Origin of the sequence: Bacillus sp. SIMBA_074 (genome assembly GCF_046534555.1) — a bacterium.
Lineage (GTDB): Bacteria > Bacillota > Bacilli > Bacillales > Bacillaceae_G > Bacillus_A > Bacillus_A mycoides.
Genome location: NZ_JAWRYM010000013.1, coordinates 1 through 16,144 on the forward strand (window position 1 = coordinate 1; position 16,144 = coordinate 16,144).

15 protein-coding genes are annotated in these 16,144 nt (G+C 35.9%); 13 read left to right on the plus strand and 2 right to left on the minus strand.

Annotation, left to right across the window (positions count from 1 at the left end; all coding sequences use genetic code 11):
- The first annotated feature begins 211 nt into the window (after positions 1 to 211).
- Together SB773_RS15565 and calY are read left to right on the plus strand one after the other, a co-directional pair.
- A complete protein-coding gene (locus SB773_RS15565; protein ID WP_410590767.1) occupies positions 212 to 1,009 on the plus strand; it encodes a DUF4047 domain-containing protein in 798 nt (265 codons plus the stop codon).
- A 444-nt stretch (positions 1,010 to 1,453) separates the two neighbouring features.
- Positions 1,454 to 2,047 carry a biofilm matrix protein CalY gene (gene calY / locus SB773_RS15570; protein WP_060751349.1) on the plus strand — a complete coding sequence of 198 codons (594 nt, stop codon included), beginning with the start codon at positions 1,454 to 1,456 and terminating at the stop codon, positions 2,045 to 2,047.
- Positions 2,048 to 2,129: 82 nt separating this feature from the next.
- Here calY and SB773_RS15575 read toward each other — a convergent pair whose 3' ends face one another.
- Positions 2,130 to 2,453 carry a helix-turn-helix domain-containing protein gene (locus tag SB773_RS15575; RefSeq protein WP_002011473.1) on the minus strand — a complete coding sequence of 108 codons (324 nt, stop codon included), beginning with the start codon at positions 2,451 to 2,453 and terminating at the stop codon, positions 2,130 to 2,132.
- A 79-nt stretch (positions 2,454 to 2,532) separates the two neighbouring features.
- On the minus strand, positions 2,533 to 2,667 hold the full coding sequence (locus SB773_RS15580; protein ID WP_002011474.1) for an anti-repressor SinI family protein: 135 nt from the start codon (positions 2,665 to 2,667) through the stop codon (positions 2,533 to 2,535).
- Between the two features lie 342 nt (positions 2,668 to 3,009).
- Between SB773_RS15580 and inhA1 the strand changes: the two genes are divergently transcribed.
- The 11 genes from inhA1 to SB773_RS15635 all read left to right on the plus strand — a co-directional run bounded on the left by inhA1 (position 3,010) and on the right by SB773_RS15635 (position 16,143).
- Entirely contained in the window at positions 3,010 to 5,397 is a 2,388-nt protein-coding gene (gene inhA1, locus SB773_RS15585) for a M6 family metalloprotease immune inhibitor InhA1 (RefSeq protein WP_410590770.1), read from the plus strand.
- 170 nt (positions 5,398 to 5,567) lie between these two features.
- Positions 5,568 to 6,935: an aldehyde dehydrogenase gene (locus tag SB773_RS15590; RefSeq protein ID WP_410590772.1), complete on the plus strand. Its 1,368-nt coding sequence runs from the start codon at positions 5,568 to 5,570 to the stop codon at positions 6,933 to 6,935.
- A 237-nt stretch (positions 6,936 to 7,172) separates the two neighbouring features.
- Complete coding sequence (potA, locus tag SB773_RS15595; RefSeq protein ID WP_002030425.1) at positions 7,173 to 8,156, plus strand: spermidine/putrescine ABC transporter ATP-binding protein PotA; 984 nt, start codon at positions 7,173 to 7,175, stop codon at positions 8,154 to 8,156.
- A complete protein-coding gene (gene potB, locus SB773_RS15600; protein WP_002126118.1) occupies positions 8,153 to 9,001 on the plus strand; it encodes a spermidine/putrescine ABC transporter permease PotB in 849 nt (282 codons plus the stop codon). The genes potA and potB overlap by 4 nt, the downstream gene beginning before the upstream one ends.
- A 6-nt stretch (positions 9,002 to 9,007) precedes the next feature.
- Entirely contained in the window at positions 9,008 to 9,808 is an 801-nt protein-coding gene (gene potC, locus SB773_RS15605; protein ID WP_002011483.1) for a spermidine/putrescine ABC transporter permease PotC, read from the plus strand.
- 38 nt (positions 9,809 to 9,846) lie between these two features.
- The gene (gene potD / locus SB773_RS15610; protein ID WP_410590775.1) at positions 9,847 to 10,896 is read left to right on the plus strand and encodes a spermidine/putrescine ABC transporter substrate-binding protein PotD; all 1,050 of its coding nucleotides are present in this window, start codon (positions 9,847 to 9,849) and stop codon (positions 10,894 to 10,896) included.
- A gap of 59 nt (positions 10,897 to 10,955) precedes the next feature.
- Positions 10,956 to 11,603, plus strand: a complete 648-nt coding sequence (locus SB773_RS15615) for a phosphatase PAP2 family protein (RefSeq protein WP_410590777.1) — start codon at positions 10,956 to 10,958, stop codon at positions 11,601 to 11,603.
- A 110-nt stretch (positions 11,604 to 11,713) separates the two neighbouring features.
- Complete coding sequence (locus tag SB773_RS15620) at positions 11,714 to 13,906, plus strand: MMPL family transporter (protein WP_410590779.1); 2,193 nt, start codon at positions 11,714 to 11,716, stop codon at positions 13,904 to 13,906.
- A 99-nt stretch (positions 13,907 to 14,005) separates the two neighbouring features.
- Complete coding sequence (locus tag SB773_RS15625) at positions 14,006 to 14,422, plus strand: hypothetical protein (RefSeq protein WP_002126125.1); 417 nt, start codon at positions 14,006 to 14,008, stop codon at positions 14,420 to 14,422.
- A 100-nt stretch (positions 14,423 to 14,522) separates the two neighbouring features.
- Entirely contained in the window at positions 14,523 to 15,446 is a 924-nt protein-coding gene (locus SB773_RS15630; protein WP_410590782.1) for an RluA family pseudouridine synthase, read from the plus strand.
- A 91-nt stretch (positions 15,447 to 15,537) separates the two neighbouring features.
- On the plus strand, positions 15,538 to 16,143 hold the full coding sequence (locus SB773_RS15635) for a DUF1648 domain-containing protein (protein WP_002126129.1): 606 nt from the start codon (positions 15,538 to 15,540) through the stop codon (positions 16,141 to 16,143).
- The last annotated feature ends 1 nt before the right edge of the window (position 16,144 follow it).

Below are 16,144 nucleotides of genomic sequence, written 5' to 3' on the forward strand. Positions count from 1 at the left end.
CCCCTCCAAGTAATAGTGTAACATCCATGTGTGTATATGGTCTTTTTTACACTGTCTACCTAAAGGGGATAATATCAAGTGGTAGTCTCTTTTTGTGTTAAAAGAGAAATGTAAAAAGAAACATAATTTTTATATCATTTTGTAATTCACTTTATTATAATAAAGGTATAGTTCTTGATAAAGAACAAGTTGTTCGATAGGAGAGATTAAAATGCTGAAGACACCTCGCAAATTCAAAAAGATGCTTATATTGCCATGTTTGTGCTCTATTACTTTTTATTTAGGTTCTCAAATGATGACTTATACAGAGGCAGCTTTCATTCATGAGACGAAAGTGCAGGCTACTATTTCTACAGCAAGTATTTTTCCAAAAACAGTTGATCAGTTGACAGAACAAGCTAAGCAACATAAGGAAGTAATTTTGCATGAGTATGAAGAGATGAAATCGAAAGTAACTTTCACTTCCACTCAAGAATTAGAACAGGCGCTTGTTACGTGGAAGCAAGGACGTGAGAAAATTGTTACTGAGAGGGAACTGTTACAAAAGGTATATGCATCAATAGAAAATCCTTATAACAAAGTGAAAGAAGAGTTAAAGGGAAATAAAAGTGAATCTAATAAGCAAGTATTCTCGTATGTGAATGCTGGTTTTCATATAGTTAAAGAGCACTGTGAGTATGTTGATAAAGAGGTTAATTTACAGGTGATTGATAAACAAATTCAAGCTTTTGAAAAATTATTAGTAGATGAAACAGCAAAGCAAGTGAGTGAGGCTGAGAAGCAAAAGAAATTAGAAGAGAGTAAGAAGCAAGAAGAAGCGAAAAAGCTAGAAGAGAGCAAGAAACAAGAAGAGGCGAAAAAGTTAGAAGAGAGTAAGAAGCAAGAAGAAGCGAAAAAGCTAGAAGAGAGCAAGAAACAAGAAGAGGCGAAAAAGCTAGAAGAGAGTAAGAAACAAGAAGAGGCGAAAAAACTAGAAGAGAGTAAGAAGCAAGAAGAAAAGAAGGAATAGTAAGTAAAATACAGCAGCATTTCGGAAGGAATAAATACAATGATAAGACAAATAGGTGAGAGAGCCCTACGACTCATCTATTTGCTTTGTTTTTCTTATTTCACTATTCGTGGGTATAAGGTCTTCACCTAAAAATTTAACGAATGCGAGGAAGTTAGTTGGCAGCCCACCGCTTGGTGAAGGTTAATGATTAGTGGGGATGGACAGAAAAACACTGATTAAAGTTTCACTTTATTTCTCAATACTTTTCTGAAAAAAAAGGAAAAAATGTTGAGAAATAAAAATAATCAAAATATATATTGTATTTATATAGTCTTGTTCGTTATAATGAACTTAAGGTTTTAAAAAAAGAACAAATATTAGCTAAGCTAATATAGTTTTAGTTACACCTCTTATTTTGAAATAAGAGATAAAAATACAAAAAACAGCTAGGGGGAATTGATTGTGAGTCTGAAAAAGAAATTAGGTATGGGAGTTGCATCAGCAGCATTGGGGTTATCTTTAATTGGTGGAGGAACATTCGCTTACTTTAGCGATAAAGAAGTATCAAACAATACATTTGCAGCTGGGACGTTAGATCTTACATTAAACCCTAAAACGCTTGTAGATATTAAAGATTTAAAACCAGGGGATTCTGTTAAGAAAGAGTTCTTATTAAAGAACGACGGTACTTTAGCAATTAAAGATGTTAAATTAGCGACAAAGTACAGCATTACAGATGCAAAAGGTGATAATGCTGGTGAAGATTTTGGTAAGCACATTAAAGTAAAATTCCTTTGGAACTGGGATAAACAAAGTGAGCCTGTATATGAAACAACTTTAGCGGATTTACAAAATGCTGATCCAGATCTTTTAGCTAAAGACATCTTTGCTCCTGAGTGGGGAGAAAAGGGTGGCTTAGAAGCTGGAACAGAAGACTATCTATGGGTACAATTTGTATTCGAAGATGATGGTAAAGATCAAAACAAATTCCAAGGCGATTCATTGAACTTAGAATGGACATTCAATGCTAACCAAACAGATGGCGAAGAAAAATAATAAATAAAAAAAGCGGGGATTTCCCCGCTTTTTTTTATAAAGAAAAAAAGAAGTGCCCGTTTTAAGCACTCTTTCATATGTATTATTGTTGATTTTTCTTCCATTGTGTAAATTCGAGAAATTCACGAAACTGTTCTTTTGAGACACCAGAGCTCATCGCATCTTTAACGAGCTGTGTCCATTCGGAGTCTAGATGACTTTCCGTTGTTGTTTCATCGTGAAGTAAAGTATCAACTGGAATTTGTAGAACAGCTGCAATTTTTTCAAGAAACTGAATAGAAGGGTTTTTTTGTAAATTCCGTTCTATAGAACTAATGTAAGATTTAGCGACACCAGCTTTTTCGGCGAGTTCTGTTAATGAAATGCCTTTTTGTAAACGAAGGCGTTTTATACGTTCTCCTATCATATTTGCGCACCTTTCTATCAATATGTAGTCGTCTTATGATGTGATTATTATAACATAAACTTCGTTAAAAAGAACGAGGCTATTGAGCCTGGCTCGTATGCTTCATACGTTGAAAAAAGTGTTCAATATCTTGCAGGGCAATGCCAGCATCTAGAGCTTCAAGTATTAAATCAATCCATTCTTGATCTAGTGAGTCAGCCTTATCTTTGTACAAATGTAATTCCTCCCTAATTAGTGGTCATAATTGCTGCTACAGAATATATGATAATGCAATCGGATTTTGTATTTTATATAGTGAATTATCAAATATTTTGTAGATGAAACAAAGATAAAATCCCCATTAAATTCCCTCTATGGCGATTATAAAGTTTCTGACAAATATTTTCAATATTTTCTGAAAACATTGTTGAATTGTGATATATTCGTATACTAACTATGAAATTTTTACAAATATATTAAAAAAATTACATAATATAACTAAATATTGAAAATATATTGAATTTTTAATAATATAGAGTATGTAATACATATTTTATATTAGGGGAGGCAATAAGGGATGAAAAAGAAACCATTTAAAGTGTTATCATCAATTGCTTTGACAGCTGTTCTAGGCTTGTCGTTTGGTGCTGGAAGCCAGTCTGTATATGCTGAAACACCGGAGAACAAGACAGCTACAAGCCCAGTTGATGATCACTTAATCCCAGAAGAGAGATTAGCAAATGCGCTAAAAAAACGTGGGGTAATTGATTCATCTGCTTCAGGGACAGAAACAAAGAAAGCTGTCGAAAAGTATGTAGAGAAAAAGAAGGGTGAAAATCCTGGGAAAGAAGCGGCAAGTGGGGACCAACTTACGAAAGATGCATCTGACTTTTTAAAGAAAGTGAAAGATGCAAAGGCAGATACGAAAGAAAAATCAGAGCAGCCAGCAAACGGGACTACAGCAGGAACAGGTCCAGTTAGAGGAGGCTTAAATGGGAAAGTACCAACTTCACCTGCTAAGCAAAAAGAGTATAACGGTGAAGTTCGTAAAGATAAAGTACTTGTTTTACTTGTAGAGTACGCTGATTTCAAGCATAACAATATTGATAAAGAGCCTGGCTACATGTATTCTAACGATTTTAACAAAGAACATTATGAAAAAATGTTATTCGGTAATGAGCCATTCGCGTTAGAGGATGGAAGCAAAATCGAAACGTTTAAACAATATTACGAAGAGCAATCAGGTGGTAGTTACACAGTGGACGGAACAGTCACAAAATGGTTAACAGTTCCAGGTAAAGCTGCTGATTACGGTGCAGATGCTGGTACAGGTCATGATAATAAAGGACCAAAAGGACCACGTGATCTAGTAAAAGATGCATTAAAAGCGGCTGTAGATAGCGGACTTGATTTATCACAGTTTGATCAGTTCGATCAATATGATGTAAATGGTGATGGGAATCAAAATCAACCGGACGGTTTAATCGATCACTTAATGATTATTCATGCGGGTGTTGGACAAGAAGCTGGCGGTGGTAAATTAGGTGATGATGCAATTTGGTCACATCGCTGGACAGTTGGACCAAAACCATTCGCAATTGAAGGTACACAAGCGAAAGTTCCATATTGGGGCGGAAATATGGCAGCATTCGACTACACAATTGAACCAGAAGATGGCGCGGTTGGTGTATTCGCACATGAATATGGCCATGATTTAGGTCTTCCAGATGAGTATGATACACAGTATAGCGGTGATGGTGAACCGGTTGAAGCTTGGTCTATTATGAGTGGCGGAAGCTGGGCTGGTAAAATCGCAGGAACAACGCCAACGAGTTTATCACCACAAAATAAAGAGTTTTTCCAAAAAACAATCGGTGGTAACTGGGCGAATATCGTAGAAGTAGATTATGAGAAATTAAATAAAGGTATCGGTCTTGCAACATACTTAGACCAAAGTGTTACGAAGTCAGATCGTCCAGGTCTGATTCGTGTTAACTTACCAGATAAAGATGTAAAAGGAATTCAGCCTGCATTTGGTAAACAGTATTACTACAGCACAAAAGGTGATGACCTTCATACAACGATGGAAACGCCACTATTCGATTTAACGAAAGCAACGACTGCAAAATTCGATTATAAGTCATTGTATGAAATCGAAGCAGAGTACGATTTCCTTGAAGTACACGCTGTAACAGAAGATGGACAAAAAACGTTGATTGAAAGAATTGGTGAGAAAGCAAATAGTGGAAATGCAGCTACGACAAATGGAAAATGGGTTGATAAATCATATGATTTAAGTCAATTCAAAGGTAAGAAAGTGAAACTAGTATTTGAATATATTACAGACGGTGGATTGGCGTTAAATGGATTTACACTTGATAATGCGTCACTAACTGTAGATGGAAATGTTGCATTCTCTGATGATGCAGAAGGTACACCACAATTCAAATTGGACGGTTTCGTTGTATCTAACGGAACAGAGAAGAAAAAACATAACTACTATGTTGAGTGGAGAAACTATGCGGGTTCAGATAACGCATTGAAATTTGCTCGCGGTCCAGTATATAACACTGGTATGGTTGTATGGTATGCGGATTCAGCTTACACAGATAACTGGGTTGGCATACATCCAGGACATGGTTTCCTTGGTGTAGTTGACTCTCATCCAGAAGCAATTGCAGGAACTCTAAATGGCAAACCAACATTTAAAAGCAGTACGCGATTCCAAATTGCTGATTCGGCGTTCTCATTCGACAAAACGCCAGCTTGGAAAGTTGTATCTCCAACGCGTGGAACATTCGTATACGATGGATTACCAGGGGTACCGAAGTTCGATGACTCTAAAAAGTATATTAATGAGCAGATTCCAGATGCAGGACGTATTTTACCGAAGCTTGGCCTGAAGTTTGAAGTAGTAGGACAAGCTGATGATAATTCTGCAGGTGCTGTTCGTTTATACCGTTAATACAGTAAAACTACCGGGAGATTTTCTTTCGGTAGTTTTTTGTGAGCAATGAATTTTATATAAAGGGAAAAGTTATATATAATGTAACTTTAAGAATAGAAATTTGTTACATATGAAGTCTATATAAATAATGAAAGAATTGGATAAAAATAGTGGGAGAAGGTGAGTGCATGAGTATTTCCTCTATTGTAAATAAACAAAAGGAATATTTTTACAAAGGGCATACGAGAAGTCTAGAGACGAGAAAGAATAATTTGAAGAAGCTTTATGAAGGAATTCAGCGTTTTGAGGATGAGATTTTTCAAGCGTTGAAATTAGATTTGAATAAATCAGTTCACGAATCATTTACAACAGAAATTGGATATGTACTAAAAGAGATTTCTTTTCAAATGAAGCATATTTCATCTTGGAGTAAACCAAAGCGTGTTCGCACAGCTCTTACTCATTTTGGATCGAAGGGGAAAGTGGTGCCAGAACCGTATGGTGTGACGCTTATTATCGCACCGTGGAACTATCCGTTTCAATTAGCGATTGCACCACTCGTAGGAGCATTGGCAGCTGGCAATACAGTCGTTTTAAAGCCGTCAGAGTTAACGCCAAACGTTTCAAAAGTGCTTACGAGAATGTTAGGTGAATTATTCCCAAAAGAGCTTGTATCGGTAGTAGAAGGCGGCGCTCAGGAAAGCACTGCACTTTTAAAGGAACCGTTTGACTATATTTTCTTTACAGGTAGTGTTGGTGTCGGAAAAGTTGTGATGGAAGCAGCGGCGAAAAAATTAACGCCTCTTACGTTAGAGCTTGGCGGGAAAAGCCCATGTATTGTACATAAAGATGCAAAGCTAGATGTAACCGCAAGACGTATCGTTTGGGGGAAGTTTTTGAATGCTGGGCAGACGTGTGTAGCGCCTGATTATATGTACGTTCATTCTTCAGTGAAAGAGCAGTTAATCGAGGCATTACGACATGAAATCGCAGAGCAATATGGAAAAGATGCTTTGCAAAATGACAATTATGTACGAATTGTGAGTGAGCGTCATTTTGAACGCTTATGTACATTTTTGCAAGATGGTAAACCTGTGATTGGCGGGAATTATACGAAAGAAACATTACACATCGAGCCGACAGTATTAACGAATGTTACATGGCAAAGTGCTGTTATGGAAGATGAAATTTTTGGGCCGATTTTACCAATTATAGAATATGATAAAATAGAAGAGGTAATTGAAACGATTCAGCACCATCCAAAGCCGTTAGCACTATATGTATTTTCTGAAGATAGAAAAGTGCAAGAGAAAGTGACGAGTAATATTTCATATGGCGGAGGATGTATAAATGATGTCGTATATCATCTTGCAACGCCATATTTACCTTTTGGGGGCGTTGGAAGTAGTGGATTAGGCAGCTATCATGGTGAACAAAGTTTTCGGACTTTTTCCCATTATAAAAGCATTTTGTCCCAATCTACAGCATTCGACATGAAAATTCGTTACTCTTCTACAAAAAGTGCTTTAAAATTCATACGAAAGTTGTTAAAATGATGATGGTGTTTATCAGTAGGCGTAGCCGTATGATAAAAACCCCTTCGCAACTGAAGGGGTTTTTCTGTTCGACATATGTATCATGCGAAAATGAATCAAACATACTACATAAAGAATAGAAGAGAACGCTGCTAAACAACCATTTTTGTTTGGATCGAAACAAAAAAATAGTCTATAGAACATAAATATTTATTCATGAATATAAAAATTAAAATTTAAGGTAGATAGGACGGGAAAATGAAAAAGATTATTAAAGTTGAAGCAGTAGAAAAACATTTTGGAAATCAAGTGATTATCCCCCCTCTTTCTTTAGATATTAAAGAAGGAGAATTTTTAACAATTTTAGGACCGAGTGGTTGCGGGAAAACGACTTTACTTCGTATGATCGCAGGATTTGAAACCCCAACTAAAGGGAATCTTTTATTAGATGATGAAAAGATTAACGATTTGCCGCCATACAAGCGTCATATGAATTTAGTGTTCCAACATTACGCACTATTCCCACATATGAATGTTGAAAAAAATATTTGTTTCGGTATGAAAATGCAAAAAGTATCAGCAGCAGAACAGAAAGAACGTGCGGAAGAGGCAATGCGTTTAACGCAGTTACTTGAGTTCCGTAATCGTAAACCTTCGAAGCTTTCTGGTGGACAGCAGCAGCGTGTAGCAATTGCAAGAGCAATTGTAAACAACCCACGTGTATTACTATTAGATGAGCCACTTGGAGCGCTTGACTTTAAGTTAAGAAAAGATTTGCAACGTGAATTGAAAAACTTACAACGTAATTTAGGAATTACGTTCATATATGTAACGCACGATCAAGAAGAAGCGATGAGTATGAGTGATCGTATTGTCGTTATGAATAAAGGGCATATCGAACAAGTCGGCACGCCTAAGGAAATTTACAATAAGCCGAAAACATTGTTTGTTGCGACGTTCATCGGTGAAAATAATATCGTGAAAAATGGGGAAAACTACGTAGCAGTTCGCCCTGAAAATGTAAAAGTTCGCTCGGTTGAAGAGCCAATTTTAAAAGAATACCATCTTGGACATATTGAAGATATTGAATTTGTTGGAAATATGGAAAAGCTATATGTACGTGAGGAGAAAACAGCGGAATTACTAATGGCATACCAAACTGCTGAAGAAGCAACGCAGTGGAGCATTGGAGATAATGTATATGTAGGCTGGGAGCAAGAGGACGAGGTGACCTTAAATTGAAGAAAGGGAAATTACTCGCATTACCTACAGTCGTATGGCTGTTACTCTTCTTCCTAATTCCACTTCTGTTCGTATTAGCATTTGCCTTCATGCAGCGCGGAGCATACGGGACAGTGGAAATGAAATTTACATTAGATAACATAGCACGTGTGTTTGATCCATTATATATGGGGACGTTATGGGAAACAGTGAAGATAGCTGTTATTACGACAGTACTATGTTTATTAATCGGTTATCCATTCGCCTATACAATTACAATTGTTGATCGTAAATATCGTTCTATCCTTCTATTATTGGCAACGATTCCGTTCTGGATTAACTTTCTTGTTCGTTCATACGCATGGATTGTTATTTTACGTTCACAAGGTCTTGTAAACACATTGCTATTGAAACTAGGTATTATTAGTGAACCTTTAAATCTGCTATATAATACGCCTTCTGTAATACTCGGAATGGTATATTCTTTATTACCATTTATGATTTTACCAGTGTATGCAGCAATTGAGCAGCTTGATAAGCGTAAGCTAGAGGCGGCTTATGATTTAGGAGCAACACCAGTAAAGGCATTTTGGAATGTAACAGTACCGATGACGATGTCAGGGATTACAACTGGTTCTATTTTAGTATTCGTTTCTTCTATCGGAATGTTTGTTGTATCAGACGTTATGGGTGGATCGAAAGTAGCATTAATCGGAAACGTAATTCAAAACCAATTCTTAGGTTCACGTGACTGGCCGTTTGGTTCCGCGTTATCTATGATTGTTGTTCTATTCTCTGTTCTGTTAATTTACTTATATTATCGTGCAACGAAAGTATATAAATATGATGGAAACGGAGGGGAATAGGCAAAAATGAAGAAGTTTTTAGTTTCTTATTCTTGGTTAATCTTATTGTTTTTGTATTTTCCAATGATGGTTTTAATGGTATATTCCTTCAACGATTCTCGCATTAATGCGGAATGGGAGGGCTTTACACTCCATTGGTATACAGATTTATTTCAAAAACAAGATGTTATTGATGCGTTTGTAAATAGTATGACGATTGCTGTTATAACGACAATTGTGACGACAGTTCTTGGTGTGATTTTTGCTATTGCATTACACCGTTACAAATATCGTTTTGAAGGGGCCATTAACGGTCTTGTATATTTACCAATTTTAATTCCTGATATTTTAATGGGGTTATCTTTACTTATCCTATTTAGTCAATTAGGTATGGAACTTGGAAAAACAACAATTATTATTGCACACATTACATTCAGTATTTCATTTGTTGTTGTTATTTTAGCGGCACGTCTTTCTGGTATGGGACGTGATTTAGAAGAGGCTGCAAACGATTTAGGAGCAACGCCGTGGCAAACGTTTCGTTATGTAACGTTTCCAGCAATTGCACCAGGAGTTATTTCAGCCGCATTATTAACATTCACATTATCGATTGATGATTTTGTAATTAGTTTCTTCGTATCAGGACCAGGATCAACAACATTGCCATTATACATTTATAGTATGGTTAAGCGTGGAGTATCGCCTGAAATTAATGCTCTTTCTACAATATTAATTGTTGTAATTGTAGGATTAATGGTGCTATCGGAAATTTTCCGTAATAAAGGTGCAGACGGTGAAGAGAACTCTGGAGGACACCTTCCTTTATAATACGAATGATATAGAAAGAACGAGGAGGTAATAAACCGATGAAATTAGTGAAGAGATTAGCTGGTATAGCAATTAGCTTCAGTCTTGCTACAGGTGTACTTGCTGGTTGTGGTGAGAAAAAAGAAGAATTAAACATTTATAGCTGGGCTGACAATTTTGATGAGCAAGTTTTAAAAGATTTTGAAAAGAAATATAACGTGAAAATTAACTACGATAAATATGCAAGTAATGAAGAAATGCTTGCGAAATTACAAGCTGGTGGCGCGACATATGATTTAATTCAGCCATCTGATTACATGGTGAAAACGATGGCGAAGATGGACTTATTAGCGCCTTTAGATAAGAAGAATATCCCGAACATCGAGAACCTTGTTTCTAACTTTAAAACACCTGCGTTTGATCCAGAGAATAAGTATTCTCTAGTATATACTTGGGGTGTAACAGGAATTGCATACAATAAAAAGTATGTGAAAGAAACACCTACAAGCTGGAATGATTTATGGAACGAGAAATATAAAGGACATGTTACTTTATTAAACGATTCTCGTGAAGTATTAGGAATGGGACTTAAGAAAAACGGTTTCTCTAATAGCACGAAAGAGGATGCACAGTTAAAGACAGCGTCAAATGATTTACAGAAGCTACTTCCAAACTTATTAGCATTCGATACAGATAACATTAAACAAAAATTCATTACAGAAGATGCTTGGATCGGGACAGTTTGGTCTGGAGACGCAGCATTCATTGCGAAAGACAATAAAGATGTAGGATACGTTGTACCAAAAGAAGGCGGCACAATTTGGGCTGACACGTTAGCGATTCCAAAAGGTGCGAAACATAAAGAACTTGCAGAGAAGTTTATGAACTACTTATTAGATGAAAAAGTAAGTGTGAAAAACTACGAGTCAATTGGTTACAGTAATCCAAATGAAAAAGCTCATCCTCTTCATAGTAAAGAATATCGTGATAATCACATGATCTTCTTAACAAAAGAAGAATTAGATCGTACAGAGTGGCTTGTTGATGTAGACGATAAGTTAAAAGACTACGATCGCTACTGGACAGAGCTGAAAACAAAAGGTAAATAAGTAAGAAAATGCGGTTTCTAAAGTAGAAATCGCATTTTTTCATAGTAGGAGGAAATCGATTGAACAAAAAGTTACATCAGTATGAGTTAATGTGTATCATTTTATTGTTTGTTCTATTTAGCATCATCGCTTGGAGGGTACATGTAGGTGGTGTTACAATGATGGATACATACGTACGTGATATGGTAAAAGGATTGCAAACGGAAAGCTCACTTACATTCTTCTCCTACTTTACAAAGCTAGGATCTGCAATTGGAGTTATAACGACACTAATTATAAGTTTGCTCGTTTTTTGGAAAAAGCGTTATTATGCTGCTATGATTGTGTACCCAATGGTTATATTAATGACACACCTTGTTAATAAGGGAATAAAAGAAATTGCAAAAAGAGACCGCCCATTATTAAATGAGGCACTTGACGCACTTGGGTATAGCTTCCCAAGTGGACATGCAATGCTATCTATTATAACATTCGGTTTTCTTGCCTATATCATTGCTGCGAATTTGAAGAGTGTAGCTGGAAAATGTGGTATTACGATTTCAATGGGCATATTAATTATATTGATTGGATTAAGTAGAGTCATTTTAAATGTTCATTATCCAACCGATATTTTAGCAGGTTACTGTGTAGGTGGCATTTTGTTAATCATCGCAATTTATTGTCATCGTTTACTTACCGAGAGATTGGGACTTAATAACGAGAGATAGAAAAACGTCTAGAAAAACTAGTATTATAGTTTTTCTAGACGTTTTTTGTTTACGGGGAGATGTGATACAGTATAAATGACAAGTGAATTATATAAAGTAGGTGAAAATGTGTGAAGACAAATGTACATAAAATTGATAAGTGGGGGAAGTTAGGAACTTTTTTGTATCAATTTCGTTATACAGTAATTGTAGCATTACTACTACTTGCGATAGTGCTCGGTATTTTTGCTCCAAAACTTCCAGGAGTATTGGGCGGTGATGGTTTCCAAACAGAAGGGGATTATCAAAAGACGAAGGAAATTTTAGATAAAGATTTTAAGCAGTCTCAGGATACACTTTTACTCATTTTTGAGAAGAACAAGAATGCTTCACATGAGGAGTTTCAAAAAGGTATAGAGGGAATTATAAAACATATTCAAGAGAAAGAAACGTATGAGTCTTTTCATCATCCGATAGAAAATAAAGTGATGATACAAGATGATATCGGTTATGCGACGATTTTATTTTCCGGGAAAACAAATAAAGAACGAATGGAAAAGACATTACAATTTGCCGGAAAAATCGAGAAGGAAAGTAATAGCGTATTAAAAGTAACACCGACAGGATATCCGAAAATTAATCAAGAGATTAATGAAAGAACGCAAAATGATTTAAAAGTAGCAGAGATGATTGGATTACCTATTGCTTTTCTCGTACTATTATTCTCATTTGGTAGTCTGATTGCGTCTATTTTACCGATTGTAAATGGCGCGCTTAGTGTCATTAGTACGATGGGGATTTTATATTTTATAGGTAGTGATAAAGAGCTATCTATTTTCGTGTTAAATGTTGCACCGATGATTGGGCTCGCATTATCAATTGATTTCGCACTGTTATTTGTAAATCGTTTTCGAGAGGAAGTTGCGAAGAGAACAGTGAAAGAAGCGATAGCGATTACGTATCAAACGGCAGGGCGTGCTATCGTATTTTCAGGGTTATGTGTATTCGTCGGTTTATCAGGCTTATTTTTCTTTAAGATAGATTATATTCAGTCTGTTGCTATTAGCGGGATGATTGTCGTTATTATGAGCATTTTGTTTTCGCTCACACTTCTTCCGGCGCTATTATCTTTAATTGGTAAAAGGATATTAAAAAAGAATCAGGCGGCGCCTACGCCATCAAATGTATGGCGTAAATTTGCACAGTTTGTAATGAAACATCCAATCGTCATGATTATTGTTGTTACAACATTTATTGTTATTTGTTTATTACCGCTACGTACAGCTAACTTGCAGTTTCCTGGTGTTGAAGCGTTACCTGAAAAGAGTGATACGAGAGTTGCATTTGAGAAGTATGAAGAAGCCTTTAATAAAACTGTCCAAACACACGCTGATGTTACATTAGTAGTAGAGACGAAGAAAGATATAACAGAAAAAGAAAGTTTACAAAAGATAGAAGCTGTTGTTCAAAAGTTAAAAGACGATAAGCAAGTATATAAGGTGAAAAGTGTATATGACGGGCTAAATGGAATGAAAGCAGATGAAGTTGCTGGAATGTTACAGTCGCCAGAAGCTGCGAAAATAGCTCCTGTATTTGAAGCGTATACGAAAGGGAATAAAACAACAATGGAAGTCTTTTTGGATACGAAGCCAAGTACAGAAACCGCAAAACAATGGGTTCGTGATTTCAAAAAGAATTATAAAGAAAATGATGTTACTTATTATTTGGGCGGTATGACGACGTTCCAGCAAGAGTTAGAAGATGAAATTAAAGATAAAGTTGCAATTGGTATGTCTGTTATATTTGGATCAACCTTTGTCATTTTATTATTCGCATTCCGCTCTATACTCATTCCAATTAAAGCTATTATTATGAACGTACTTAGTTTAAGTGCAACAATTGGAATTGTAATTTGGTTATTTGAAGGTGGTCATTTCGGATTAGAAGAGAGTTCAGTTTTATTTGTATTACCAATCTTTATTTTCGGCCTCGTATTTGGGCTTAGCATGGATTATGAAGTATTTCTTATTTCACGTATTCATGAGCTTTATGAAGAAACAGGAGATAACGATCAAGCAACGTTAGAAGGACTTGTTTCGACAAGTAGAATTATTACGTCCGCCGCTTTAATTATGATTGTTGTTACCGGTGCGTTCGCCTTTACTGATATTTTACCAGTAAAGCAGATGGGGCTTGGGGTTGCATTAGCAATATTTCTTGATGCAACAATTATCCGTCTTATGCTCGTACCAAGTTTAATGAAATTGTTTGGGGATTGGAACTGGTGGCTACCATTTCGAAAGAAAAGAGAAAAATCATCGTAAAAAAACTCATCTATAAGATGAGTTTTTTTTATGAATAGCAGGGCCCATATTTTGCGCATAGTATGTGATAAGAACATTACATACAAGTAGGTGAAGGCAATGTTTCGTTATTTTAAGTTTAAGCTAAATGATACAGTACAGTTTGCTGAAAACGATGGGCATATGTATCGCATTGTCGGTTATCGGTTGGAAAAAGGGTTTTACCCAAAAGATGAATGGACTCATATTATTTATGAACTGCTTAGAGACTTTGACGGGTATACGATGGATGCGGAAGAAGAGGAACTTGTAAAAGTCATTCAAGTAGAGGATGAGTATTACAAAATACAAGAAGTATCGGGGTATCGCTATCCAGTAAAAATGAAGCAAAAGCAACAAGTTATGAAAGGAGAGAAAATAGACGACTTATTAGATACGTACAACGACTATAAACGATTGGCGGATTTCTTTAAAGATTTGTTGTATGAACAAAAAGCTGAAGAAGTGTTGCAGGAGATGAAAAGGCTTAGAGCGTGAGGGGACAGTCGATTATAAGACTGTCCTCTATTTTTGACGGTGCATCAAAGTATGTTTTCCGTTACAATGAGAGAATCAATAGAAATAAGGTGATTATAGTATGGAAACAAAGAAAAAGGGCGAATGGTGCGAAATTACGGTTCCAGCGACGTGGAATGGTATAAGTATTGAGTCGTTGTTAAAAATGGAATGGGAAGTACCAAAAAAGTTATTACATCAGCTTCGTATGGAAAAAGGTGTTACGGTTAACGGAGAACAAAGGAGATGGAATGAACTTTTAAAAGAAGGAGATAAGTTACAAGTTCATATGTTTATGGAGGAGGAGTACGGCGTAGAGCCGGAATATGGTGAATTAAATGTAGTGTTTGAAGACGATCACGTACTCATTGTAAATAAGCAGGGGCAAATGGATACACATCCTTCTGAAAAAAATGGGACGGGAACACTTGCCAATCTTGTTGCTTTTCATTTTCAAATGCAAGGTTTAGAGACGAAGGTTCGGCATATCCATAGATTAGATAAAGATACGACAGGTGGTGTTGTATTCGCAAAACATAGAATTGCGGGTGCAATTATGGATCGTTTATTAATGGAACGGAAAATTAAAAGAACGTATGCGGCACTTGTTGAAGGAAAAGTAAAAAAGAAGCAAGGGACAATTGACGCGGCCATCGGAAGAGATCGACATCATGCTACAAGGCGCCGTGTTTCTCCAAAGGGAGATAAAGCTATAACGTACTATAAAGTAGAGAAATATTTTAAAAAACAAAATGCGACGCTCGTAACGTTACAGTTAGAAACCGGTAGAACACATCAAATTCGCGTTCATATGAGCTATAATGGAAATCCATTAGTTGGGGATGTATTATATGGTGGACAAACAAAATATATGGATCGCCAAGCGTTACATGCGATGAAGATTAATTTTTTGCATCCGATTACGAAAGAAGAGATCGTTGTTGACGTACCTTTCCCTACAAATTTAAACGATACAATGAAAAAACTTGAAAGAGAAAATAGGTAAAGTGTAAGTTTAAAGTTGAAAAAGGTAGATTTTTGCAGGGATTTCTCTGAAAGAGGCGAAGCCGTTAAGAGAAAAGAGAGGTGAGAATTACTTGATCAAATATAAATATATGCTAGGGATATTTTTCGCTTGTCTCTTACTTACTCTATGTATTTATCCATATTTACCAACTCGTATGGCAGTGCATTGGAACGAGAATGGTGGAGCGAACGAGTTTATGAGTAAACAAGTTGTCGTATTATTTATCCCTGTCCTTATTATTATTTTACATGGATTAGTATATGTTATTTTACATAATATATATAAGTTTAATGAAGGGGAGTATTTCATTATAAATGGATTTATAAAGAGTATTACTTTATTTATGATGTTTGTCCATATACTAATTCTCTTTATTAATTTGGGAAGTATTATATCCTTTCAGACAGGACTAACGATTGGAATTAGTATGTTTCTTTTTATGTTTAGTAAAGTGTTTAAAAAGGTGAAGGATAGAGAGAAAGAACCGATCAAATTACAAAAAATCCGTTTAGTTAGTAGGCGAATCTTTCAAGTGATGGCATGTAGCATATTATTTTCGTTGCTTTTGAGCCTGAAGTGGGGATTTTACTTGTTAATTAGTGTAATAAGCTGCGGGTCTATTTTGTTTATGTTCTACATTTTATACGCATACATATTAGAAAGCTATGAAACATAAA